Source organism: uncultured Kushneria sp., from assembly GCF_947497025.1.
In the GTDB taxonomy this organism is placed as follows: domain Bacteria; phylum Pseudomonadota; class Gammaproteobacteria; order Pseudomonadales; family Halomonadaceae; genus Kushneria.
Genome location: NZ_CANMFC010000003.1, coordinates 57,824 through 81,556, shown reverse-complemented (window position 1 = coordinate 81,556; position 23,733 = coordinate 57,824). Strand labels below are relative to the sequence as shown.

The 23,733-nt window shown below is 60.2% G+C and carries 21 protein-coding genes; 5 read left to right on the top strand and 16 right to left on the bottom strand.

Annotation, left to right across the window (positions count from 1 at the left end; all coding sequences use genetic code 11):
* Positions 1-4: 4 nt before the first annotated feature.
* Both Q0931_RS06150 and Q0931_RS06145 read right to left on the bottom strand, forming a co-directional pair.
* The gene (locus tag Q0931_RS06150; protein WP_299258330.1) at positions 5-433 is read right to left on the bottom strand and encodes a cache domain-containing protein; all 429 of its coding nucleotides are present in this window, start codon (positions 431-433) and stop codon (positions 5-7) included.
* Entirely contained in the window at positions 433-612 is a 180-nt protein-coding gene (locus Q0931_RS06145; RefSeq protein WP_299258328.1) for a hypothetical protein, read from the bottom strand. The genes Q0931_RS06150 and Q0931_RS06145 overlap by 1 nt, the downstream gene beginning before the upstream one ends.
* 841 nt (positions 613-1,453) lie before the next feature.
* On the opposite strand from Q0931_RS06145, the gene Q0931_RS06140 reads away from it, so the two are divergent.
* Positions 1,454-3,157, top strand: a complete 1,704-nt coding sequence (locus tag Q0931_RS06140) for a methyl-accepting chemotaxis protein (protein WP_299258326.1) — start codon at positions 1,454-1,456, stop codon at positions 3,155-3,157.
* An 83-nt stretch (positions 3,158-3,240) separates the two neighbouring features.
* On the opposite strand, the gene Q0931_RS06135 is transcribed toward Q0931_RS06140, so the two are convergent.
* The 5 genes from Q0931_RS06135 to betC all read right to left on the bottom strand — a co-directional run bounded on the left by Q0931_RS06135 (position 3,241) and on the right by betC (position 9,081).
* Positions 3,241-3,840, bottom strand: coding sequence for a DUF4202 domain-containing protein (locus tag Q0931_RS06135; RefSeq protein ID WP_299258324.1), 600 nt, complete (start codon positions 3,838-3,840; stop codon positions 3,241-3,243).
* A gap of 66 nt (positions 3,841-3,906) precedes the next feature.
* On the bottom strand, positions 3,907-5,349 hold the full coding sequence (locus Q0931_RS06130; protein WP_299258322.1) for an MATE family efflux transporter: 1,443 nt from the start codon (positions 5,347-5,349) through the stop codon (positions 3,907-3,909).
* Between the two features lie 139 nt (positions 5,350-5,488).
* Positions 5,489-6,601 carry a cobalamin-independent methionine synthase II family protein gene (locus Q0931_RS06125; protein WP_299258320.1) on the bottom strand — a complete coding sequence of 371 codons (1,113 nt, stop codon included), beginning with the start codon at positions 6,599-6,601 and terminating at the stop codon, positions 5,489-5,491.
* Between the two features lie 164 nt (positions 6,602-6,765).
* Positions 6,766-7,374: a LysE/ArgO family amino acid transporter gene (locus tag Q0931_RS06120; RefSeq protein WP_299258318.1), complete on the bottom strand. Its 609-nt coding sequence runs from the start codon at positions 7,372-7,374 to the stop codon at positions 6,766-6,768.
* Positions 7,375-7,566: 192 nt separating this feature from the next.
* A complete protein-coding gene (gene betC / locus Q0931_RS06115) occupies positions 7,567-9,081 on the bottom strand; it encodes a choline-sulfatase (RefSeq protein ID WP_299258316.1) in 1,515 nt (504 codons plus the stop codon).
* Positions 9,082-9,261: 180 nt separating this feature from the next.
* On the opposite strand from betC, the gene Q0931_RS06110 reads away from it, so the two are divergent.
* A complete protein-coding gene (locus tag Q0931_RS06110) occupies positions 9,262-10,287 on the top strand; it encodes a serine hydrolase (protein ID WP_299258314.1) in 1,026 nt (341 codons plus the stop codon).
* A 91-nt stretch (positions 10,288-10,378) separates the two neighbouring features.
* On the opposite strand, the gene Q0931_RS06105 is transcribed toward Q0931_RS06110, so the two are convergent.
* Entirely contained in the window at positions 10,379-10,573 is a 195-nt protein-coding gene (locus Q0931_RS06105; RefSeq protein ID WP_299258312.1) for a hypothetical protein, read from the bottom strand.
* Positions 10,574-10,985: 412 nt separating this feature from the next.
* On the opposite strand from Q0931_RS06105, the gene Q0931_RS06100 reads away from it, so the two are divergent.
* On the top strand, positions 10,986-11,774 hold the full coding sequence (locus tag Q0931_RS06100) for a 5'-nucleotidase, lipoprotein e(P4) family (protein ID WP_299258310.1): 789 nt from the start codon (positions 10,986-10,988) through the stop codon (positions 11,772-11,774).
* 85 nt (positions 11,775-11,859) lie between these two features.
* Here the strand turns inward: Q0931_RS06100 and Q0931_RS06095 are convergent, their stop codons facing one another.
* The 4 genes from Q0931_RS06095 to Q0931_RS06080 all read right to left on the bottom strand — a co-directional run bounded on the left by Q0931_RS06095 (position 11,860) and on the right by Q0931_RS06080 (position 16,802).
* A complete protein-coding gene (locus Q0931_RS06095; protein WP_299258308.1) occupies positions 11,860-13,449 on the bottom strand; it encodes an ABC-F family ATPase in 1,590 nt (529 codons plus the stop codon).
* 120 nt (positions 13,450-13,569) lie between these two features.
* Complete coding sequence (locus tag Q0931_RS06090; RefSeq protein ID WP_299258306.1) at positions 13,570-14,100, bottom strand: ankyrin repeat domain-containing protein; 531 nt, start codon at positions 14,098-14,100, stop codon at positions 13,570-13,572.
* A gap of 135 nt (positions 14,101-14,235) precedes the next feature.
* Positions 14,236-15,486, bottom strand: a complete 1,251-nt coding sequence (locus Q0931_RS06085; protein ID WP_299258304.1) for an MFS transporter — start codon at positions 15,484-15,486, stop codon at positions 14,236-14,238.
* Between the two features lie 92 nt (positions 15,487-15,578).
* Positions 15,579-16,802 (bottom strand): crosslink repair DNA glycosylase YcaQ family protein, encoded by a 1,224-nt coding sequence (locus tag Q0931_RS06080; RefSeq protein ID WP_299258302.1) that lies wholly within the window; start codon positions 16,800-16,802, stop codon positions 15,579-15,581.
* An 84-nt stretch (positions 16,803-16,886) separates the two neighbouring features.
* Between Q0931_RS06080 and Q0931_RS06075 the strand changes: the two genes are divergently transcribed.
* Positions 16,887-17,342 carry a hypothetical protein gene (locus Q0931_RS06075; RefSeq protein ID WP_299258300.1) on the top strand — a complete coding sequence of 152 codons (456 nt, stop codon included), beginning with the start codon at positions 16,887-16,889 and terminating at the stop codon, positions 17,340-17,342.
* Between the two features lie 16 nt (positions 17,343-17,358).
* Here Q0931_RS06075 and Q0931_RS06070 read toward each other — a convergent pair whose 3' ends face one another.
* The 3 genes from Q0931_RS06070 to Q0931_RS06060 are packed head-to-tail and all read right to left on the bottom strand — an operon-like array spanning position 17,359 to position 19,498.
* Positions 17,359-17,844 (bottom strand): NYN domain-containing protein, encoded by a 486-nt coding sequence (locus Q0931_RS06070; protein ID WP_299258298.1) that lies wholly within the window; start codon positions 17,842-17,844, stop codon positions 17,359-17,361.
* 11 nt (positions 17,845-17,855) lie between these two features.
* Complete coding sequence (locus Q0931_RS06065; protein ID WP_299258297.1) at positions 17,856-18,437, bottom strand: nucleotidyltransferase family protein; 582 nt, start codon at positions 18,435-18,437, stop codon at positions 17,856-17,858.
* Positions 18,438-18,478: 41 nt separating this feature from the next.
* Positions 18,479-19,498, bottom strand: coding sequence for an XdhC family protein (locus Q0931_RS06060; protein WP_299258295.1), 1,020 nt, complete (start codon positions 19,496-19,498; stop codon positions 18,479-18,481).
* Positions 19,499-19,639: 141 nt separating this feature from the next.
* Here Q0931_RS06060 and Q0931_RS06055 point away from each other — a divergent pair, with 141 nt between their 5' ends.
* Complete coding sequence (locus Q0931_RS06055; protein WP_299258294.1) at positions 19,640-20,110, top strand: nuclear transport factor 2 family protein; 471 nt, start codon at positions 19,640-19,642, stop codon at positions 20,108-20,110.
* Here the strand turns inward: Q0931_RS06055 and recC are convergent.
* Complete coding sequence (gene recC, locus Q0931_RS06050) at positions 20,107-23,613, bottom strand: exodeoxyribonuclease V subunit gamma (RefSeq protein ID WP_299258292.1); 3,507 nt, start codon at positions 23,611-23,613, stop codon at positions 20,107-20,109. The genes Q0931_RS06055 and recC overlap by 4 nt on opposite strands.
* Between the last annotated feature and the right edge of the window lie 120 nt (positions 23,614-23,733).

The following is a 23,733-nucleotide window of genomic DNA, read 5'->3' as shown; positions in this document are numbered from 1 at the left end:
CCTCCTAGAGAACAACGCCCACGGCACTCTCATGATTGCCGGCCTTTTGCCACAGCGCCTTAAAAGGCATCTCGGAGCCTACGGCCTGATGACTGCCGGCCAGAATACGGCCCTCGGGATCGGCCAGCAGCACCATGTCGGCGCCGGCACGCTCTCCGTGGTTGAGCAGCACACTGTTCAGGGTATTGGTATCCTGAGTGGCCACTGCGGCCCTGAAACCGAAATCGGAGGCCAGCACCGCCACGTTATCGCGCAGATGGTGACCTCTCTCGATCAGAAGCTGTCGGGTGACATCCAGGGCCACATTAATTTCGCGACTGCCCTTGTGCAGGACATCGCGACGAATGGTGTCGAGCGTGGCCACGGCCGTTCCCAGCTGTGCTACCACCAGCACCGCCAGCATGACCAGCAAAAGCCGGCGTCGAAAGGACATTACGGATGCTCCTGGCGCGAAAGTCCGTGCTGAAAGCGCTGCTGCAAAAGAGAAGGCACAGCCGGAGGCGTCGGCGTGGCTTCCAGCGTCAGCGCCACGTGAGTTTCGAGCCGGGTATCAATCTCGCCTTCCCACCACTGCTGATGGGTATCTTCAAGACGCGGGTGCCATATCCGCATCGGATAGCGTCCCGGCGGCAGCTGATCCGGCCACTGCTGTCGGTCATGGCAAAAAATGGTGCCTCACTGATCACAATGAAGGCCTGCATCGGGTCATGAATGTTACAGCCCAGTACTTCAACACCGGGCACCTCGAAACGAACCGGTGGCGGCGTTTCCCGGAGATAGAGATCAAGGCTGAACACTTTTGGGGGTGAGAAGGAGAAGACCTGATGGCGGGTCGTATCCTGATTGGGAAAGCTGACACTGGCCCCGGCAGGAATCACGGTCACCAGCGGTGCGAACTGTGCCTGACGCTGGATGATTTCGTAATGATCCTGCAGCCCGGCAGGCCTTTCAAACTCCGGAACGTCGATTTCGATCACTGTGTGATCAAGGAGCACACCGCTGCCCGCCTGCGTAACCTGCAGCGTTCCCCCCCGCCCTTGCGGTCAATGACAACAGCAAAAGCAGTGCCAGTAAACACCACTTCAGGGAGTACGCCATCCCGGTTTCTCCACCCGTATCGGGCCCTGAATTCACGCGACACCTTCACATCGCATGGATATGGCCTTATGCCATGAATGATCAGCCAGGTACTCATCATCGGCGCAAAACCGGGAAACTTTATGTCTTCAAGACGGCAGCACAGAAGACGCCATCTCCCCTAAACGAGATTTAAATAATGCACGTTTATCGCCTCGCCAGGCTTCGTAATACTCGAGTAAAAAACGAAGCGGTCGATATAGGCTCACAAGAATACTGGTGATCCTGTAAACCGTGCGTAGCGTCACGACCTTCGCTACCCGTCACTGATGAGCAATCAAAAGCGGCGTGAATCATTCTTTCGAGGAAGCATAGAATGCTGAACCCCAAAAAGAGCGTCAGACTCAGACTGTCGGGTAGTCTGGCGGTATGTATCGTGCTGTTGGTAGTGGTGGGCGCGCTGGGCATTTATAGCGCGCACAAGTCTCAACAGGCACTGGAAGCCACCTATAAATACAACGTGACGGCCATCGAAAAGCTGGGAACAGTACGCACAGCGTTACTGAACAACCGCGTCAAGATGGTGGCCGAGCAGCGCGACCGCGATGCCGCAGCGGCCCTGACCACAAAGGCTGAAATGGCCCGGAATGATGCAATCACCAATGCTGCCATGGCCGCCTATCTTGGCGTCATCACGGATGCCAGCGAGCGCCAGCAGGCGTTGCAGTTACAGCAATCCGTTGCGACGTTGCAGTCCAATTTGCAAAACATGATGGACATCATGGCCACCGGCGATTTTGACGCCGCAGAAGCCTTCAATGAATCTGCCATTCGTCAGGACTACAAGGTGGTCACTCCGGGTATCGATGCGTTGCTTGAGCATGAAGTGACCAATGCCGGCCTTCATTATCAGCAAAGTGATACGGCCTATCACGCCCTCAAGAACACCGCACTCGGTGTAATTGCAATGGCTATCGCACTGGCACTGGCGCTCTCTGTCTGGCTGGTACGCGGCATCATGGCGCCGCTGAGCAAGGCAAGGCATTTCGCCAATGAGCTGGCGCAGGGCAACCTTGCCGTCGAGACCGACATTAGCTGCAGGGATGAGTTCGGCGATATGTTGCGCGCGCTGACCGCCATGCAGCACAGGATGGCGGAGGTCATCCGCTCGGTCGGTCACAATGCCGTCGCCGTCAATGACGCCGCGCAAAACATTAACCGCGGAAATGAAGATCTCAACCGCCGCACCCAGGAGCAGGCAGCAAGCCTTGAAGAGACTGCCGCCTCGATGGAGGAGATCACTACCACGGTGCGCCACAACGCCGATAATGCCGCTCAGGCCGACCGACTGGTCCGTGACGTCAGCCAGCAGGCTCAGACAGGAGGCAACGTGGTACAAAATGCCGTCTCTGCCATGGGTGAGATCAGCGCTTCGAGTCACAAGATCGCCACCATTGTCACCCTGATCGATGAGATCGCCTTTCAGACCAATCTACTGGCCCTCAATGCTTCGGTAGAAGCCGCCCGCGCCGGTGAACAGGGCCGTGGTTTCGCGGTAGTGGCCAATGAAGTGCGAAATCTCGCCGGACGCAGCGCCAACGCCGCTCGTGAGATCAAGCAGCTGGTAGAAGAAAGTGTCAAACGCGTGGATACCGGTGCCGAGCTGGTCAATCGCTCGGGCCAGACGCTGACCGAGATCGTCTCGAGCGTAAAACGCGTGACCGATCTGGTCAGTGAAATCGCCGTGGCCAGCCGCGAGCAGGCCACGGGTATCGATCAGGTCAATGTGGCGGTTTCCCAGATGGACGCTGTCACCCAGCAAAACGCCGCGCTGGTAGAAGAGTCGAGCATCGCCAGCCGTGCCCTGCGCACCCGCGCCGCCGAGCTTCAGCAGGAGATCTCGTTTTTCAGGGTCGACTCGGGTGCCGCTGTCAGTGCCTCGACAGCAAGCGCCAGACCCGTCAGTGCGACGCCCTCCTCGCCCACACGGCCGGACAGGGCGCCGTCAGCACCGGCCCGCACCGAGCTCAAACGATCCAGCGTACAGCGCCACGATGTCGAAGAGTGGGCTGAATTCTGATTCTCTCCTGACTCGTGAAAAAACCCTGCCACCTGGCGGGGTTTTTCATGTCACAAGAGTCGGCACTTCATCATGCCCTGGCTTCAGGACGTCTCCATGGTCACTGCCCTTTCAAGCAGCACCCTGGCGCGGCCTTCCAGCGGAATCTCTTCTGCCAGTCGGTGACCGTCGGGAGACATCTTGCGCAGGGTCTTGCGCAGAATGCCAATGACCTTGTCATCGTCATGTTCGGCGGCAAAAGGCGCGTAATAGTCCTGCAAAAAGACCAGGCAAGCCGCATCCTCAAGCGCACGCGTTTCCTCGTCGTTTGTCAGATCTTCCTTTCTCACCAGTGCCGCTACCCGCGTGCAATCCGCCTCGTCATAGCCTGACTGACGCAAAACTTCCGCGGCCATATCGGCCTGCCGTATCTTGAGACCGGTACGCCAGGCATGATAGCCGGGGCGGTCCATCGGGTAGCTATCACGCGGCACTTCCCAGCGTTTCAGGTGCTGGGCCCGCACCGCCAGCTGCAGCATCTCGCTGGCATCAGGCCTGAGCCTTTCAAGCCACTCACTCATGCGCTGGGCATACAAGAGCTCATAGGGCACCTCTTCACCGTCGACCGTCTCCATCCGCGGGTCTTCAGCGTGAAGTGCATCCAGCTGCGCCATTGCTGCATCAAACCGATCACTGTCTGCCATGTATCGCTCTCCTCTTTTATGGGATGTACTGTCCGAAAACCGCAAGTGCTGTTTAAAGGCATGTCCTCATGAGGTCGAGCCATGGCCCTTGCTGATCATCTCGCCGGAGACCTGCGCGGTCAGCGGGTCTTCCCGTTCGGCCAGACGCCCTTTCTGCCAGTCGCCTCGCATGAAAAGAATCAGCGCGATCAATGCCGTGATCATATTGGTGACCGGAAAGGCCCACCAGATGCCATCCACGCCCATGACGGTATCGCGAGAAAGAATAAAGGCCAGCGGGAACTGCAATACCCACTGTGATACCAGCGCCAGCAGCATTGCCACCACGGTATGTCCTGCCGCTCGGAAGACACCGGTCAGCGCCATCTGGGCACCGATAAATCCGAACGTCAGCGATGTGATGTGCAGAAAATGGCTGCCTGCCTCGATAATGGCCTCATCTCCCGGCACGAAAAAGGCCACCAGTTGGCGGGCGAACGTAAAGACCACAAGACCGATGACGCTCAGGGACACCAGCGCGATCAGGGCAGACAGGCGTGCAATCCGCCCGGCGCGCTCGATCTGTCCGGCACCGATGTTCTGCCCTACCAGCGCTGCCGTGGACATGGAAAGCCCCAGCGCCGGAATGATCACAAAGGCCATGATATTGGTGCCCACACCATAGGCGGCGATGGTAACGGTGCCAAAGCCCGTCACCAGAAAAACCATCACGTTCATGCCCAGCGCCCGGGCCGAGAGCTCGACCGACGCCGGCAGCCCCAGCGACAGCGCACGGCGAATGAAGACCGGATCAGGGCGCAGATCATGGCCCTTGAGCACGATGCCATGCCGCCCGCGAACCAGCAGCCATAACCCGGTTCCCAGCGCCAGCGCCTGGGTGACCAGCGTGGCCAGCGCCGCACCGCCCACGCCCAGGTTGAAACCGAAGATGAACAGTGGGTCCAGCACCACATTCAAAAGTACCGTGCCGGTCACGATATACAGCGGCAGACGCACCTCGCCGACCCCACGCATCAGCGCCTGGAACATGGAAAATCCGAAGGTAAAGACCATCGCCGCCATCGAAATGCGCAAAAAGACCAGCGCCGCGTCATACACCGCCTCTTCGACCCCCAAAAGCCCCAGAAGTCCCGGCGCCAGCAATATGCCAATCACGGAGAGCACCAGCGACGTGACCACCACCAGTAAAATGGTCTGTCCCGCCACCTGGTTGACCCGGTGATGATTGCCTGCACCCATGTGCTGCGCCACCAGCGTTGAACCGGCCATGCTGAACCCGGAACCCAGCGCAATCAGCAAAAAGGTCACCGGAAAACTGACCGAGACGGCGGCCACCGCGTGTCCGCCCAATCGCCCGACCCAGAAGGCATCGATGAGCTGATAGCCGGACTGCAGGATATTGGCCAGCACAATGGGGACAGACAGTTTTAAAAGGGAGCCCAGAACCGGGCCTTCCAGCAATGACGCCTGATAGCGTGAGGCGCCGCTCGCGCCGTTTGGTCGTACCAAGGGAGACACCTTCCTGTGGGAAAACATGCGCCAACGATAACGGCCCACGCCCACGCCTGCAGCCCTCACGATGAAAAAGCCCACAAAAAACGCCTGACCGGAAACCGGTCAGGCGTTGATATGCGGCTCGGGGCCCTGGTCAGTAGCCCCAGAGCTCCTCGGCAAGATTAACGATTAAATCCAGTTTCTCCCACTGCTGCTCCTCGGTGAGATTGTTGCCTTCATGAGTCGAGGCAAAGCCGCACTGCGGACTCAGACAGATCTGATCCATCGGCACGTATTCACAGGCCTCGTTCAAACGCGCCTGAATCTGCTCGGCGGATTCAAGCTCCCCGGTCTTGGTGGTGACCAGACCCAGCACGACCTGCCGAGTACCCCGCGGCAAAAAGCGCAGCGGTCTAAAGTCACCGGCCCGGTCCGTGTCGTACTCCAGAAAGAAGGCATCGACATTGACGCTGCCCAAAAGCGTTTTGGCGACCGGTTCATAGCCACCTTCGCTGATCCAGGTCGAACGAAAGTTGCCGCGGCAAACGTGCAGGCTGATGTGCATGTCGGCCGGACGACCCTCCAGTGCCCGATTGAGCACGTCGGCATAAACGTACTGAAGGTTCTCGGGCGATTCGATGCCGCGCTCACGTGCCGCTTCAATTTCGCTGTCGGAACAGAGATAGGCCCAGACCGTGTCATCGAGCTGCAGGTAGCGACAACCCGCCGCATAAAAGGCGGCAATGGCTTCACGCCAGGTATCGGCCAGATCGTTGAAGTAGCTGCCCCATTCAGGATAGACACTGCGATCGACCTGACCGGCGCCGCGAAAATGCAGCACGCTGGGGCTTGGAATCGTCATCTTGGCGACAGAACCGGTTGTCTGCGCATTGAGATAACGAAAATGCTCAAGCATCGGATGATCCGGGTTGAACCCGACACGATCCACCACGCGCACGCCATGGGAGGGGGTTTGGCGACCCTGAAACTGGATGCCCTGCTCGGATTCGAACCCTTCAACGCCTGTCAGGTGTTCAAGAAAATCAAAATGCCACCAGGCTCGTCGCAGTTCGCCATCGGTGACGGCCTTGAGCCCCAGAGACTCCTGCTTTTTGACCAGCCGTGTAATTTCCTCATCTTCAACGGCCTTGAGCGCCGCCTGGTCAATGGTGCCCTGAGCCAGCTGCTCCCGGGCGGTCTTGATGTTATCGCTGCGCAGCAGACTGCCAACCGTGTCGGCGCGGTAGGGAGGCATGGGTAAAGACATGATCATTCCTTAATCAACAAGTGCTGCATAACAGCGTTTTCGTCACGCAATATGCCGTGGCGACGGTGTGAATACCACCGAGGGTTATTCACCCGCAAGATGAGCGATATTCAACCATAGTCGGGCAGACGCCAATTGAGGGCTTTTTTGATGACATCGACTCCTCATTCAAACGCCATGGGCCACACCAGTGACACCGCCACGCTCCACAGCAAAAGCGCCATCGCCCCATCAAGCATCTGCCAGGCCTGCGGTTTGGCTAAAATCCGACGCAGGCGCACTGCGGCGTATCCCAGTCCAAAAAAGAAGGTGAAGGAGGCAACGATGGCGCCCGCCAGAAAGGCGTTTTTTGATGTCTGCTGGGCCGATACCGCCCCCACCAGCACTACCGTATCCAGATAGGCATGCGGATTGAACCAGGTCAGTGCCAGACATACCGCCAGCGTTTTCCCTTTTGAGACGGGTATCTGACCCGCCGGCGCCAGCGCCTGACCGCCGCGAAAAGCCCCAATCAGGCTTCGGGCACCGTAGAGCATTAAAAAAAGCGCGCCGGCAAGGCGCATGATGACATCAAGGTTCGGAAAACGCCCTGACAGGATCACAGCGCCATGAACCCCGAACGTCAACAGCAGCGCATCGCAGAGCGCGCAGGTCAGACATACCATAAAGAGATGCTCGCCGCGGATGCCCTGACGCAGCACAAACGCATTCTGGGCACCGATCGCCATGATCAATGACAGCCCAAGCCCCAGCCCGGTCCAGAATGCCTGCATGGCGCGCCCCCTCGCTGCTGATCCAGCCCTTGAGGGTACGCGCCCGGCAAAATCCTGCCATGAAACCTCCTGATGCCCCATTCATACAGCTGATGCATGACCCGCTGCCCGCCTTCAGTACCCAGGCACCGGAGCAAAAAAAGGCCCCCGCATGTTCAACCATGCGAGGGCCTGTCCACTAAAGGGTTTTTGCTATTCGCCGCGGGGGAAGCGCTGCGACTCCTCCAGAATATTAAGGTCCATGTGGTTACGCATGTAACGCTCGGAAGCCACCTGTAGCGGCTGGTGATCCCACGGGAAGTAGTGACCGTTACGCAGGGCTTCATAGACAATCAGCCGCCGTGCCTGACTTTCGCGTACATCAGCATCGAATCGGGCCATGTCCCAGCGATCCTTCACCTTGCGGGTAAATTCGGTGAGCACCGAATTGTATTCGGGATTTTCCGCCAGATTGTGCTGCTCGTCCGGGTCATCTTCCAGATTGAAAAGCTGCGGCGGATCGATCTCGCAATGGTTGAACTTCCATTTCCCTTCGCGAATGGTCACCAGCGGCGCATAGGTGCCTTCGGCGGCATATTCCATATAGACCGGCGTATCACGCGTGCCGCCTTTCATCAGCGGTACCAGCGACTCTCCGTCGGTCCAGGGGGCAATGGCACTGAGATCCACACCAACAAGATCAGCCACGGTGGGATTGACATCAATGGCCGACACCGGCGTCTCCACGACCCTGGGCTCAACACCCGGCGCACTGATCATCAGCGGCACGCGCGAGGAGCCTTCAAACGGGCTCATCTTGAACCAAAGGCCGCGCTCGCCCAGCATGTCGCCGTGGTCGGAAACAAACATGACGATGGTGTTCTCATCCATCCGGGTACGCTTGAGCACATCCAGAATGCCGCCGACCTTGTCATCCACATACGACAGGTTGGCGAAATAGCCCTGACGTGCGCGCCGTACGTTCTCCGGCTGGATATCAAATTTGGTGTAGTCGTTGGCTTCATAAAGACGCTGGGAATGCGGATCCTGCTGCGCGTAGGGCACCTCGGCCAGCTTCGGCTCCAGATGCTCACAGTCATTGTAGAGATCCCAGAATTTGCGCCGGGCCACGTAAGGATCGTGCGGATGCGTGAAGCTTACACACATCGCCCAGGGGCGTTCGTCATGGCCACGCGAGAGATCAAAAAGCTTCTGCTCGGCATGAAAGGCAACCTCGTCGTCATACTCCATCTGATTGGAGATTTCGGCCACGCCTGCCCCGGTCACCGAGCCCAGGTTGTGATACCACCAGTCGATGCGCTCGCCGGGCCGGCGATAGTCCGGTGTCCAGCCGAAATCGGGCGGATAGACATCGGTGGTCAGCCGACTTTCAAACCCATGCAGCTGATCGGGACCCACAAAGTGCATCTTGCCGGACAGGCAGGTCTGGTAGCCGGCGCGCCGGAGGTGATGCGCCCAGGTCGGGACGCTGGAAGGAAATTCGGCAGCATTGTCATACACGCCCGTGCGCGAGGGAAGCTGACCGGACATGAAGGCTGCCCTTCCCGGCGCACAGAGATAGCTGGGCGTGTAGGCATTTTTAAACCGCACACTGCGCTGTGCCAGTGCCTTTAGATGGGGCATATGCAGAAAGTCGGCCGGCCCATCCTCGAACAGGGTGCCGTTTACCTGATCAGCCATCAATATCAGTATGTTGGGTCGTTTCATAAGCTTTCGCCCCCCTTTGAAAAGTACCTTACAGGATGGACATGCCAGCTTCTTTCGACCAATGATTTATCTGGCCCCTGAGGCCAGGCTCAGCTGGGGCCAGGCTTATGGTGGAGCAGGCACTGCCCTAATACACCACAATAATCATCAGGAATTCGCCACTGCTTCCAGGGCCTGCGTATGAAATATCGTGGAATATCCGGCTGCACCAGGGCCTGCTACCTGGCGCTCGCACTGAGCCTCGTCTCCTGTCCGGCCAGCGCCGTTCCCAGTGATGACGGTAAGCGTACGTTGTCGCGCGTTGCCGAACAGGCCAGCGACCTGGCCCGCACCCATACCCTGATGGTGGCCATCGATGGCGACGTCGTCATCGACCAGGGCTATCGTGGATACCGCACTGATCAGACGGCTAATATCAAGTCGCTGTCCAAAACGCTGATGTCAGCGCTGGTGGGCGCTGCCATTGAGCGGGATGTGTTCAAAAGCGTCGATCAGCCCGTGGTCGAGCTTCTGGCGCCCGACCAGATTCCCGATAATGCCGACCCGCGAATACGTGAGATTACCGTGGGGCAGCTGCTGTCGATGCAGGCGGGCCTTGAACGAACCTCGGGACAGCACTACGGCGCCTGGGTGGCCAGCAACAACTGGGTGCGCAATGCGCTCTCACGTCCTTTTGTGGATACGCCTGGCGGACAGATGCTCTACTCCACCGGCAATACCCATCTACTCTCTGCTGCACTGACGCATACCACCGGTCGCTCGACGCTTGCCTTGATGCGTGACTGGCTGGGCGCACCGCTGGGCATCAATATTCCCCCCTGGACACAAGACCCACAGGGCATCTACTTCGGCGGCAACGAGATGGGTCTGACGCCGCAGGCACTGCTGGCATTTGGAGAGATGTATCGCACCCATGGGCGCTATCGCGGCCGGCAGGTGATACCGGAGACCTGGATCAGCGCGTCCTGGCAGCCGCGCACCCACTCGTTTTATAACGGTGATGATTATGGCTATGGCTGGTTTCACAGTGAGATTGAAGGCGAGCCGGTGCATTACGGCTGGGGTTACGGCGGGCAGGTACTGTTTGTGGTGCCGGGGCGCGACATGACCATCGTATTGACCTCTGACCCTTCCCCGCCCTCGAATGGCAGCTATCTGGATAGACTCAAGGCTCTGGTGGGTACGTTGATCACGGCAACCGAATAAGTGAAGCCCGGCGCCATGAAGGCGCCGAGCATGATGAGCGGGGTGTCAGTCACGATCCATATCGATCATGTCGCCGCTTCCTCGGCGGCTATTATTCGTTACGAAGCTGTCGGGCGGCTTCCTTTTCCGCCTCATCCTGCGTCAGCCCCTTTGTTTCCATCAGGCGTACCATCAGACGCTGTTTTTCCGCGTCCTCATAGAGGCGATCACTGTTGGTCGCCACAGCCACCTGTGTCTTGATGCCACTCTTGAACTTTTCAAACTGCTCACTGCCGTGCTTGCTCATGATGTGCCCTCCTGGTTGGCATGATAGCCCTTGGGCTTTAAATACTGCCGAATAGTTCCCGGCATGACGGGCATCGAGGGCCGGATCAGGCGCGCTGACTGCCTGGCATGGTTACATGCCATTACAGCGCTCAAACGCTCAGCCCAACCACCATCTTCTGGATCGCGCGATGCGCTAACACTGGTTATGAAACCCCGGGCACTGCGTTATTAAAAAACATCCATTGCGTAACCCGGGATGATCGAGTGCAACCAGAAGGTGATCATCAAAAAAGGTCATCACAGCATAAAAATGCTTAACGTCCAGTGGTTTTTATGAAGACTCAGCGCCTGCATTTTTATTGTATGAGCGTTCAAAATAAAATAACGTCGTTGCTGACGTTATTTAAAACCACAACAACCCAGGGGTGTTCATGAAACGTCTAAATGATCCGTATTGGCCTGTCTCTGCTCTGGTGGCCGCCTGTATCACTCTGTCGGCGACGGCACAGGCCGGCGAGCCGGCCACGCCTGCAAAGGCGCTCGCGGACTGCCCGATCGCGGCCTATGCGATGGGGCTTCGCTATCAGCAGCAATCGGCAGAAATTCGCGCCCTGCAGCGCCAGTCCTGGGCACTGGCCACCTACCGGCTCAAGGATATTCTGGACAGGGCTCATGAAGGCAAAAGCCTTGCCATCATTACCGATCTGGATGAGACCGTGATCGACAACAGCGCCCTGCTGGTACGTGATTTCAAGGCCTGTCATGACTACACCAGCTGGGATACCTGGGGAGACTGGGAGAAGCAGGGCCAGCCTACCCTGATTCCGGGGGCAAAGGCGTTTCTGGACTACGCCAGCGATCATGACGTGGCGATCTACTACATCTCTGACCGTCTGGAAGAAAACCACTCCTACACCATGGAAACGCTGAAGGCATTGGGCCTGCCACAGGTCGACAAGGAGCATGTCCTGCTACTGGGTCCGCCCAAGCAGCAACGACGCGCCAGCGTCGAGAAGGACCATCAGGTCGTCATGCAACTGGGCGATACCCTGCATGACTTCTCGGAAGATTTTGCCAAAAAGTCACTCAACGACGAATATCAGGCGGTGGAGGACAATGCCGAGCGCTTTGGCAACGACTGGATCGTGCTACCCAATGCGACCTACGGCAGCTGGAGTGATGCCACGCTGGAAGGCTGGGACAAACCGCTCAGGCCGTGATGGCCTTTTTCCAGAATCAAAAAGCGCCTCCCTACAGAACCCAAAAGCCCCGCCAATAGCGGGGCTTTACTGTATCGATCGCGTCTTAGCCGTAGATCCCCTGACTGCGCAGGTAGTCTTCGTAACTGCCGCTGAAGTCGACGATACCGTCATCCTTCATTTCGATAATCCGCGTGGCGAGCGAGCTGACGAACTCACGATCGTGGCTGACGAAGATCAGCGTGCCGGGATAGTTCTCCAGCGCCAGGTTGAGCGCCTCGATCGATTCCATGTCCAGGTGGTTGGTGGGCTCATCCATCACCAGCACATTGGGTTTTTGCAGTGCCAGCTTGCCAAAGAGCATGCGGCCCTGCTCACCACCGGAAATCACCCGCACCGACTTGCCAATATCGTCATTGGAAAAGAGCATGCGCCCGAGCGCCGAGCGCACCTGCTGCTCGCCCTGGGTGGTCCACTGCCCCATCCAGTCAAAGAGCGTCTCACCGCCTTCAAAATCCGCGGCATGATCCTGGGCGAAATAACCAACCTCCGCGGCATCGGTCCACTTCACCTCGCCGCTGTCCACGGCCATGTCACCGGTCAGGCAGTTGAGCAGTGTGGTCTTGCCGATGCCGTTGGGACCGATAATGGCAACGCGCTCGCCGGCCTCGATCTGCAGGCCGAAGCGCTTGAACAGGACATTGTCGCCCCAGGCCTTGCTGATGTTTTCCACCGTCAGTGCCTGGCGATGAATCTTTTTGTTCTGCTCAAAGCGGATAAAGGGACTGACGCGCGAGGAGGGCTTGACCTCCTCGAGCTGAATCTTGTCGATCTTGCGCTGGCGCGAGGTCGCCTGCTTGGCCTTGGAGGCGTTGGCCGAAAAGCGGCTGACGAACTGCTGCAGCTCGGCAATCTCGGCCTTTTTCTTGGCGTTATCGGCATGCAGACGTTCGCGCGCCTGAGTGGCGGCAATCATGTACTCGTCGTAATTGCCCGGAAACAGGCGCAGCTCGCCGTAGTCCAGATCCGCCATGTGCGTGCAGACACTGTTCAGGAAGTGGCGGTCGTGCGAAATGATGATCATCGTCGCGCGCCGCGCCTTGAGGATGTCTTCCAGCCAGCGGATGGTATTGATATCCAGATGGTTGGTCGGCTCATCGAGCAGCAGCACGTCCGGGTCGGCAAACAGTGCCTGCGCCAGCAGCACACGCAGTTTCCAGCCGGGTGCCACGGTGCTCATCAGATCCTGATGCTGATCATCATGAATGCCCAGCCCCTGCAGGAGCTCACCGGCGCGAGCTTCAGCGGTATAACCGTCGAGTTCGGCATAGCGCACTTCAAGATCGGCAACCTTCATGCCATCTTCCTCGGACATCTCGGCCTGGGAGTAGATGCGCTCGCGCTCGGCCGCCACGTGCCAGAGCTCTTCATGGCCCATGATGACGGTGTCGATGACCCGCTCGCTCTCGAAGGCAAACTGATCCTGGCGCAGCTTGCCCAGCCGTGTAGTTGCATCCTTCATGACCTGCCCTCCGGAAGGCTCCAGATCGCCCCCCAGAATTTTCATGAAGGTCGATTTACCACAGCCGTTGGCGCCGATCAGACCATAGCGATGGCCGTTGCCAAATTTGACCGAGACGTTTTCAAACAGCGGCTTCGGGCCAAACTGCATGGTGATATTGGCAGTAGAGAGCAAGGGAAATATCCGAAAAGGCGCCCGAGCCGGAAAACCGGCTCGGGCGTGAATGATAACGTTTGGCGGGCGATTGTACGCGCATGGCGGGATACTTTACAGACAGCACTCCGAATCAGACGCTCAATCGGCGCGGGTTTCACCCAGTAGTGCCGGGGTTTTCTCGGCACCCATGCCAACGGCCAGCTGCCCGGCCGTCATGCCACGGCTCTCACGTCGCTGCGGGTCAGCGCCCTGTGCCAGCAGGTATTCAACGATTTCAGCGTTATCAAACATCGCCGCGAACATGAGCGCCGTCTTGCCGTCCGGAGCAGAGCCGTTGACGTCGGCGCCGTTTTCCATCAGCAGTTTGACCATGGCCAGATCGTTTTTAAACGCGGCGCCGGCCAGCGGGTTCTGCCCGTTGTCATTGCGCATTTCGGGATCGGCGCCATGCTCGAGCAGTACCTTGACGGTCTCGAACTGGCCGTGATAGCTGGCCAGCATCAAAAGGCTGTCGCCCTTGTGATTGCAGAGATTGGGGGGCAGACCATGGGCAAGCCAGTCACCAAACAGCTCGGCCTTGCCGGCCCGGGCAGCATCAAAAATTTCACCCGCCAGGCGGATCGTCTCTTCATCGATCTCGCGGGGCTGCTGGGGATCGTTCTCGCTCATTGTCTACTCCGGTAAGCCGATAGGTCAGACCATAATGGCCATTTTCATACGTAACAAATCGCCAATAATAGTAGCTGGCAATTAAAAATTAAATTGTATTGCTTAATAACTATTAAAGCGCGTATGGCATGTCCTTCATGCCTTTTGTTGGACAACATCCCTGCTGTCTTCACGAGCGAGACGCTCGGCGCGCGCACGCCGTCTGATCGAAATGGTATAGAGCACAGCGCAGAGCCCGAAGCCTGCCAGGCTACAAAGCGCCGCCACCAGAAAAATGGCCGAGTAACCGGCCCGGTTGGCGATAAAGCCCGCCAGCGGCCCGGTCAGGCCCACGGCCGCATCCAGAAAGACCGAGTAGGCACCCAGCGCGGCGCTGCGGCTGGTCGCCGCGATCTTGGCCACCGCCACCACGCCCAGCGCCGGATAGATCAGTGACACGCCAAGCCCTGCCAGTACAGCCCCCAGCAGGGCAACAGCCGGATGGCTGGCCTGCCAGAGGGCCAGAAGGCCTGCCAGTTCGACCGTAAAACACACCAGCGTTACACGGTAGCCGCCAAAGCGATGGATGGCGCCGGCAAACAGCACGCGCGCCGTGATAAAGGCCATCCCGAAGGCACTGAGCCCCCAGGCCGCATGCGCCCAATGCTGCTCGGCGTAATAAAGCGTAATAAAGGTGGCAATCACGCCGTAACCGACCGAACTCAGAGCCAGCGCGCCACCATAGGGCGCCATGACCCGAAAAACGCGTGCAAACGGCACCCGCTTGCCGCTGACAATCGGTGAGGCCGGTCGCCGCCAGGCCAGCGCCAGTGCCAGCGCTCCGATCAACATGATAAAAATTCCCACGCTGATCACGCCGAAACCCTGTGACAGCACGGCGCCCAGCGGGGCACCGATGGCCAGTGCGCCAAATCCGGCAATACCGTTCCAGGAGATCACCTTGCTCATCAGCGCCGGCCCGACCAGCCCGATCCCCCAGCTCAGCGATCCTGTCCCGATCATGCCCTGAGAGATGCCCAGCATCAGCCGGCTCACGATCAGAAAGACCAGACTCGCAAGCGGCCACTGAACACTCAGCGCTGCCATCAGGATCAGCGCCCCGTTGAGTACGCAGCCTGTCATACCCAGCAGCACCACGCGTTTGGCACCCAGCCGGTCGGCCATCTGACTGGAGAAGGGACGCGACAGCAGGGTCGCCACAAACTGCAGACTGATGACGGCGCCGACCGTGACGGCATCAAAGCCCAGCGGGCCGTACATCCAGGGCGGCAGCACCGTCAGCGTCATGCCGATACAGAGCATGCTGACGAAGGTCGAGCTGACAATGGCGATGATGCGAAGATTGGTACCGGCGGGGGTGGCGCCCGCTAATGGATCAGAGGACATGGTCTTGTTCGGTGGTGGTCACGGGGTAAGGTTGTATGACATTTACCATACGCCTGACGAGGCACTTGCAACAGTCCCGGCGATCGATCCTTTCAGACCTCGGCATGCATCGCCTCAAGGGCCCTATCAAGAAGACCGCTCCCCATCATCTGCACCCGTGAAAGCTCCAGAAAGCGCGCCAGCCGGGCAAGCTCCTCAAACAGCGCCGGGGCCAGTGTCTCCACGGCCACGTCAGTTTCCGGGTGGGCTGCCATCACCTGTAGCACACCAGAGATGCGCTCGGCCTTGAGATCGACCCGGGCGACCATCTGCCCGGCCAGCATGAAGGGCAGCACGTAGTAGCCATACTGACGCAGATGTGACGGCGTATAGATCTCGATGCGATAGTGAAAACCAAACAACCGGACGGCACGCTCGCGGTCCCACATCAGCGGATCAAAGGGTGACAACAGTGCGCTCGCTTCACTCGCCCGGCGGCTGGCCCCCGCCTTGACATGCTGCCAGGCCGGCATCGACCAGCCCTCCACCTCAACGGGCACCAGCTCACCGGTGTCGACCAGTTCATTGATACGCGCTCGCGTCTCGCGGCCATCAAGGCGAAAATAACGCTGCATATCGCGGGCACTGGCTACCCCCATGGCCCTGGCCGCCCGCGCGACCAGCGCACGCTGGGCCTGTTCCGGTGACAGCATCGGCGCCTCGACGGCGTCGCGCCCGACCACGCGCTCGGGTAGATCATAGACCCGTTCGAAATTGCCGCGCCGATGGGACACCAGCACCTGACCGCTCCAGAAGAGATACTCAAGCGCTGACTTGCCGTGGCTCCAGCCCCACCAGCTGCCCTGCCCGCGCCCGCCATCGGTCAGATCGGACGCCGCCAGTGCCCCGCGATGGCGAATTTCCTCGAGCGCCTGATCGATGAACGCAGGATGTTCCCGGGAAAAGCGCGCAAGTCGCCTGTAAAGCCCGCCACCGCCCTCCCGGGCGCGCTGCATGCGAAATCGATAGAGCGGATAGTCTTCCAGAGGGATCAGCGAGGCTTCGTGCCCCCAGTATTCAAAAAGCCGGCGCCTCGATGCCGGGCCCTGATTGAAGTGCTCGAGCCAGCCTCGATCATAGGGTCCCAGCCGCGAATAAAGCGGCATGTAGTGGGCCCGACACAGCACATTGACGCTGTCGATCTGCAAAAGTCCAAGCCTTCGCACAAGGCTCAGGATTGTCCGACTGCCCGGCTCAGGGCCATCGCGGTCAGCCCCGAACCCCTGAGCGGCAAGCGTTATGGCGCGAACGCGCGATGCTGATAGATAACGGGTCATGGCGCTGCGTGCTCCTGTCGTATACCCTGGCATAACCTCAAAGGGCACCTGCTGCGGTGCCTCCACATGTCATGGAGCCCCTTCATGGTCAAGCCCCTTGCCCTGCCTCACTGTCTGACCCGCGCACTGCTGCCCGCCCTGTTTCTGGTGGCCCCATGGGCTCAGGCGGCGCCGTCTGCTGCCGAACGTGCCGGGCTGCCCGACGATGCCCGGCCGGTCTGGGTCGGGGATCAGCGCTACTATCTCGCGCGCGATACCTGGTTTCTGGCGTCCGGCAGTGACGCGCGCTACACACCGGTACCCGCGCCACGCGAGATCCAGATGGCCGGTGTCGACATGTTTGACGTCATCGCCTATCCGATCAATAACCAAACGTTTCGCCAGCAGCAGCAGGACCACGGCCTGTGTCATCGCTGGGCCATTGATCAAAGCGGCTTCAATCCCACCAACACGCTGGAGCCCCCCTCCAGAGTGCAGGTCGGCACCTATCGACGGGCGCTGGCTGCCTGTCTGGCGGGCCATCACTACAGCGTGAAATAAAACGAACGGCTCCGGCTCAGCGTCGGGTCTTCTGTAAGAGTGCTCCGTCAATGGGCACAAAATGGTCGGCTGCCTGTATCAACGCCTGGGCGGTCAGTGCCTGGACGCCGTAAACGTCGGTCCTGACGCCAAATCGCTGTCGCACGCGCGTGAGCAGTTCGGAAAAATCGCCGTCCCCGGACATCAGCACGACCCGATCAACGCCCTGCGCGGTCTCGAAAACATCCAGCGTGATGCCCACATCCCAGTCGCCCTTGGCGCTACCATCGCGGCGCTGAATGAAGGGCTTGAGACGCACGTTAAAGCCGATATCACGCAGGGCATGCTGAAACTGCTGCTGGCGCGGGTCATGGCGTTCAATGGCATAGGCATGGGCAGCCACGACCGTATCCTCCCCCACGGCGTGGCGCCAGAGTGCGGCGTAGTTGACCTGACAGCCAAAGGTTTCGCGGGCGGTGTAATAGATGTTTTGTACATCGGCAAAAAGCGCAACTCGAGCCATGGGATCTCAAATCATTGAAGGGAAGGCAGGTCATCGGGCGTATCGATATCGGTGAGGATACCCGGGTCGTTCACGTCCAGCATCACGACATGCGACGGATACCGCCTCAACAGTTCCCGAGCCCCCTCATCACCCTCAAGCTCGGTCAGCGCCGGCCAGTACGCCCGTCCAAAGATCACTGGGTGGCCTGCGCGGCCCTGATGATACGGCCGTACAATCATGTCGTGGCGGGCCTGCTCTGCTAGTGCCTGAAGGGTCTCGGCACGCACCGCGGGCATATCCCCCAGCATGAGCGCCAGCGCCTCGCACCGTTGATGGCGGGAATCAGACGAGGCCAGCAGTGCGGAAACCGCGGCAGCCAGACTTGTCCCCATGCCGATGGGTGACGAAGGCGCCTGCAGAATGTGTGTTTCTTCCGGCAACCCGAAGGCTTTGGCGTGTTCGCCATGACGCAACATGACGACAATGGACGATACATGCGGTGCCAGCCTCGCTGTCGTGGCGGCCAGCAGCGTCTGCCCGCCAAGCGCCGCCAGACGCTTGTCGCTGCCAAAGCGGCGGCTGTGACCCGCGGCCAGAATCAGGCCCAACACGTCGGGCGCGTCCTGTGAGGGGTTGTGTCGAGAGGGTGCCATCAGACCGCAGTGGCAACCGGTGCGGCGGCGATATGCGTCTCGCCCGCCTTGCCGTTGAACACGCGCATGACATCAGCGACCACGGACAGGGCGATTTCAGCCGGTGCCTTGCTGCCAAGATCCATACCGATCGGCATGTGAAGACGTGCGATCTGATCATCATCCAGCCCACCGGAACGCTTGAGCCGCTCGGCGCGCTTTTGCGAGGTTCTCCGGGACCCCATCACGCCGATATAAAACGCCGGCGTTTTGACCGCCTCGACCATGGCCGGGTCATCGATGCGCGGGTCATGGGTCAGGGCCACGACCGCCGTGGCCTCGTGACAGGCGCCCGAGGCAATGAACAGGGCCGGCAGCACGGCCTGCACTTCAACGCCCTCAGCGTGACCGGCGGCGATGAAATCACGTCGCACGTCGTCACGCGGATCACAGACGATCACCTCATAGCCCAACGCGCGGGCAAACTGGGCGCAGAAACCAGCCACCGGCGAAATGCCGGCCAAAATCAGACGCAGGGCTGGCCCGACGCGAATCTGCACCAGCCCTTGTTCATCGCGGGAAACACTCGGCCCGTTGGGTGACTCATCGAGTACGACCCGGTAGCGTCCGGTTTGCGGGTCTACCCGGCGAATCAGGCGCTTGCGGCCCAAAAGCGTGGCCTCCAGCACTTCAAGGTGTACCTTCAGTTCATCGGTGACCTCAAGACGCTCGATGAGCACTTCCAGCACGCCGCCGCAGGGCAGTTGAAGCCGCTGGCTCTCTTCCTGACTTTCGCCGTAGCGCACGATGGTAGCCGGTTGTGAAAAAGCACCATCCTGCAGGCTTTCGATAAAGGCTTCTTCGACGCAGCCACCGGACAGCGAGCCAACATGCTCGCCTTCGTGGGTGGCCACCAGCATCGAGCCGGGCGCACGGGGTGAGGAACCGTAGGTGCCCAAAACGGTACACAGCCAGAGCGTGGAATGGGTGCTGGCCCATTCACGAGCCTGCTGAATGACCTGAAGATCAAGATGACGCATGCCGGGAGACTCCGAGAGGAGAAAAGGGGAATAATGTCCACAAGGATAGCAGCCTCATGATCACCCCGCCGCGTCAGACGATGCCTTGATGAACATGCTAGCCTGAGAGGCCTTTTCCCTTTCATGTGATGGAGTGCCTGCATGGAAAGCCGTCCGCCGCTTCCCCCCTTTGACATGGACAGCGCCCGCCAGAAGGTTCGGGCCGCCGAAGATGCCTGGAATACCCGCCAGCCCGAAAAAGTCGCTGGCGCCTACAGCGAGGATTCACGCTGGCGTAACCGCACCGAATTCTTTCAGGGCCGTGAGGCCATCATCGAATTCTTGCGCCGCAAGTGGCAGCGCGAAAACGACTATCGCCTGTGCAAGGAGCTCTGGGCCTGGACGGACAACACCATCGGCGTGCGCTTTCAGTACGAGTGGCGCGACCGCTCGGATCAGTGGTATCGCGCCTACGGCAACGAGATGTGGGAATTCAATGAACACGGGCTGATGGTACGCCGCGAAGCCAGCATCAACGAGATGCCCATCGAGGACGGCGAGCGCCGTTTCCGCTGGCCCGCCCCCGGACCGCGCCCGCAGGATCATCCCGGGCTCAACCAGCTGGGGCTTTAAGCCGCCGGCTCGCTGGCAGCGCTGGTACCACCCTCCACCAGCGTTGTCATCATCGCCATAAACGGTGCATACAGCGTCCGGGTAGCAGGCTCGAACCCGGCACTGCAAAGCGCCTCAAGGGTAGGCCACAGCTCGCCCATCATGGGTTCCCGCTCGCGCAGCGGCGCCGGCCCGTTGAAGCGAGCCTCTTCATAGCAGGCCCGTGCCCGGGAAAGGCCCGCCTCTCGATAATCGCTCTCCTGCGTGTCGTCCACCTGTCGGGGCCAGCCGGCAAAGTACTCCATGGCTGGCTCCAGTGCCGTGGGCAGCGGTGCATCAGCGGCTTCTCGCCACTGCTGACACAGTGACGAGAGCGTGGCACGCGCCTCATCGGCCGAGATTGCCGGCAGCGTGAGTTCACGATCCTCGAACAACACCGTGACCATCACATGCTCGTCCATGGCGGCGAGCGCCAGTTGCTCAAGCCAGGCGCGAATCAGTCGATGCGGCTTGCCGTACTGCGTCAGCCGCCCGCTGCGATCGCGGCGCAGGTGCCCAAAGTGGGCCGGGGCCAGCACACAGCGATAAAGCACACCGTCCTCACCACGCCATAGCCCATCGATGCGATCCGACAGCACGACCATGCCGCCCTCCTTGACGATTTCGACCCGCATGGCCTCGACCGGTGTCAGGCCGTCCGTCAGCTCCTGCCACTGACCGAGCTGCTGTCTCAAAGGCTTGATCAGATCTTCTGCCAGTCGCTCACCAAACCCCAGCGCCGGCAGCATGCCCTTGCGGCGCGCCTCGTCTGCCATCTCGCTTAAGTCGCGCTCGCGACAGGCGCCTTCCAAAAGATGTCTTTTAAAGGCAAAACGCTCAAGCCCGTCCATGGCAAAGGGCTCGGCGTCCTCTTCCTGCACGGCGACAGGATGAAAATGAATCCCCAGACGCCCGGCCGTACAGATCGACCATGGGCGTCTCAACAGTCGCTCCAGATCATCGAGGCTGGCAGCCTCCTGCGGCGGAGAGGCTGCTCCCAGCGGCTCGACGTCAGACGGAGACGAAGGATGATGGACGCTTTCCCAGCTGCGCTCGAAGGTAAAGAGTCGCTCGGAAGGGCCTGATGCCTGCCCCCGCGTAAAATAGGCTCGTGCAAAGGGTTGTAACGGATGGGTGGTGATCAGGCGCTCGAATAGCGCGGCCTCGGTGTCATCGTCTCCTGCCTGCCAGCCCATCGACAGGGTATCAAGCAGTTCGCTGATCAGAATCGAAGGCGCGCGTTCGCTGTTGTCGCGCTGGTCCCGCCCGACCCAGGAGATTATCAGCGCCTCGCGACTGGCCAGCATCGCCTCGAGCATCAGATAGCGGTCATCATCGCGGCGCGAGCGGTCACCACTGCGATGGCGCGTGGCCATCAGGTCAAAGTCCTGCGGCAGTCGTACCCGCGGGTAGTCGCCGTCGTTCATGCCCAAAAGCCAGGTATGGCGAAACGGAATGGCGCGCATGGGCATCAGCGTTGCGAAGTTGACCCGCCCGGCCAGAAAGCGCTGGGCCAGCCCCCCCTCATCCAGCCGATCGGTCAGTGCCTCGCGAAATACCGACAGCGGCAGCCTCTCGCCAAAGTCGGCACACTCGCCTTCCTCGGCCAGGGTGCGGGCCGCTTTGGAAAGGCGCTCAAGAATATCGAAATCACTCTGCTCGACGGGGGCAAACAGCGCACTCAGCATCGCCTCCAGGCGCGCGACCCAATCATCGACCACGGCCGGGGTATTCAGATACTGATACCAGTGCCGCAGGCGGGTCATCAGCTCGGCCAGACGGCCGGCCAGATCCGCCTCCAGCCCGCCAATTTCGTCGTAGGCCTGAATACCATCAAAGCTGCCCTCACCGATGGCAAACCCCAGTAGCATCCGATCCAGCCCGAACTGCCAGGTGTTTTCGGCAAGCCCGGGCAGGTCCAGCGTGTCGCGATGCTCGCCATCAAGCCCCCAGCGAACGCCGCTGCCGGCCAGCCAGTGCGACAGCTTTTCGAGCTCCTCCTCCTCGATGCCAAAGCGCCGACGAAAGGCCGGCACTTCCAGCCAGTCAAGCACCTCGCTAACGCCCAGACGCCGCTCGGGCAGCTCCAGCAGCGACAGCGCCGCACTCATCAAGGGGCTCGCCCCCGAAGCAATGCGATCGGATACCGTATAGGGAATGTAGCGGGCATCGTCGCGGGGAATTTGCCCGAACACGGCATCGATCAGTGGGGCGTAGCGTTCAATATCAGGCACCAGTACGACCATGTCCCGCGGGCGCAGACTCGGATCGCGGTCAAAGGCATCCAGCATCTGGTCATGCAGGATCTCTACCTCGCGCAGCGGTGAATGGGCCCGGGTAAAGGCCAGTGAGCGATCATCCGCCTTGATGTGGCGCTTGCCGCCCTCCTCTTCGGCCCGCCTTGCCGGGTGCACCAGATCCAGCACCTCCTGTTGAAGCTGATGCAACAGGCTGGCGCCCGCTTCCGGCTGCGGGTCACGAAAGATGTCGTGCTCCATGTCAAAGGCGTTGTCGGCCTCGAAGTCATAGAGTGCTTCGATGAAATCGCGCCCCTGCGCGCCCCAGCCGGCCAGCAGCGGGTTGGCACTGAGATGCAGCGTCTCAACGTCCAGCCCTTCAAGCGTGGGCGCCTTTTGATGACGCTGACGATGACTGTCGCGCTTGAGGCGGGCCCGCAGCGCCTCACGGTCCGCCACGATATCCCCCCAGTAAAAGCGACACGGGTTGGCCACCATCAACACCACATCCATCACGCCGGACAGGGCATGCAGGGCTTCAAGCAGCTGAAACGGCAGCGCCGAAATACCAAAGACAAACAGCCGCCGCGGCAGCCCTTTCGGCACCGATTCAAGAGCGCGGGCCTCGGTCAGAAAACGATCATGCAGCGCTGCACGATGGTGACGCTGCGCCTGACCGGAGGCGTCTTCCAATAACGCGCGCCAGAGCACCGGCTGCCAGTGATCCACCGGCGCGATATCGGCAGGCGCCGTTTCTCCCCGTGCCCAGGCCGCCATCCAGTCGGGCCGATAGACCAGATACTGGTCAAAGAGATCCGCCAGCCGGGAAGCCAGCTGATAGCTCTTGCGCTCGCCACAGGGCGCCACACCATCGGGCTGCTCCGGGCCGGACATTTCGTCATCGAGATAATGGGCCAGCGGCGCAAACTCGCTTTGGCGCAGCAGTCGCGGCAACAGACGCATGAGCCGCCAGGTCATCGGCCCCTTGTCAAAGGGCGAGCGTTTGGGAATGTCATCGCCCAGCACGGCACGATAGGCCCGCCAGACAAAGCTCGAAGGCAGGGGAAAATCCAGCGAGGCCGCCACACCATGGTGCTGAGCCAGGCACAGCTGCAGCCACTGCGCCATGCCGTTGGACTGCACCAGAAAGGTTTCATTTTCAAGGGGCGCCAACGGATCGCGCTCGGACAGCGCTGTGGCCAGATCGCGCAGATCTTCGAGATGGTTGGCATGAAGGACGGTAAACATCACGCTCCCGGTGGCACAGCAGTCGGAGGGGGCTGACTATCCTACCTGTACCGCCGGGAGCTGCGAAGCCTTCACGTCATGGCGCGAGAATGTCGTGCGCTTCGCGTGTCAAGGATCGAC

Bases quoted from the DNA above. Each gene is read 5' to 3' on its own strand.
- Q0931_RS06150 (WP_299258330.1), bottom strand. From the start codon at position 433: ATGTCCTTTCGACGCCGGCTTTTGCTGGTCATGCTGGCGGTGCTGGTG.
- Q0931_RS06145 (WP_299258328.1), bottom strand. From the start codon at position 612: ATGCGGATATGGCACCCGCGTCTTGAAGATACCCATCAGCAGTGGTGG.
- Q0931_RS06140 (WP_299258326.1), top strand. From the start codon at position 1,454: ATGCTGAACCCCAAAAAGAGCGTCAGACTCAGACTGTCGGGTAGTCTG.
- Q0931_RS06135 (WP_299258324.1), bottom strand. From the start codon at position 3,840: ATGGCAGACAGTGATCGGTTTGATGCAGCAATGGCGCAGCTGGATGCA.
- Q0931_RS06125 (WP_299258320.1), bottom strand. From the start codon at position 6,601: ATGTCTTTACCCATGCCTCCCTACCGCGCCGACACGGTTGGCAGTCTG.
- Q0931_RS06120 (WP_299258318.1), bottom strand. From the start codon at position 7,374: ATGCAGGCATTCTGGACCGGGCTGGGGCTTGGGCTGTCATTGATCATG.
- betC (WP_299258316.1), bottom strand. From the start codon at position 9,081: ATGAAACGACCCAACATACTGATATTGATGGCTGATCAGGTAAACGGC.
- Q0931_RS06110 (WP_299258314.1), top strand. From the start codon at position 9,262: ATGAAATATCGTGGAATATCCGGCTGCACCAGGGCCTGCTACCTGGCG.
- Q0931_RS06105 (WP_299258312.1), bottom strand. From the start codon at position 10,573: ATGAGCAAGCACGGCAGTGAGCAGTTTGAAAAGTTCAAGAGTGGCATC.
- Q0931_RS06100 (WP_299258310.1), top strand. From the start codon at position 10,986: ATGAAACGTCTAAATGATCCGTATTGGCCTGTCTCTGCTCTGGTGGCC.
- Q0931_RS06090 (WP_299258306.1), bottom strand. From the start codon at position 14,100: ATGAGCGAGAACGATCCCCAGCAGCCCCGCGAGATCGATGAAGAGACG.
- Q0931_RS06085 (WP_299258304.1), bottom strand. From the start codon at position 15,486: ATGTCCTCTGATCCATTAGCGGGCGCCACCCCCGCCGGTACCAATCTT.
- Q0931_RS06080 (WP_299258302.1), bottom strand. From the start codon at position 16,802: ATGACCCGTTATCTATCAGCATCGCGCGTTCGCGCCATAACGCTTGCC.
- Q0931_RS06075 (WP_299258300.1), top strand. From the start codon at position 16,887: ATGGTCAAGCCCCTTGCCCTGCCTCACTGTCTGACCCGCGCACTGCTG.
- Q0931_RS06070 (WP_299258298.1), bottom strand. From the start codon at position 17,844: ATGGCTCGAGTTGCGCTTTTTGCCGATGTACAAAACATCTATTACACC.
- Q0931_RS06060 (WP_299258295.1), bottom strand. From the start codon at position 19,498: ATGCGTCATCTTGATCTTCAGGTCATTCAGCAGGCTCGTGAATGGGCC.
- Q0931_RS06055 (WP_299258294.1), top strand. From the start codon at position 19,640: ATGGAAAGCCGTCCGCCGCTTCCCCCCTTTGACATGGACAGCGCCCGC.
- recC (WP_299258292.1), bottom strand. From the start codon at position 23,613: ATGTTTACCGTCCTTCATGCCAACCATCTCGAAGATCTGCGCGATCTG.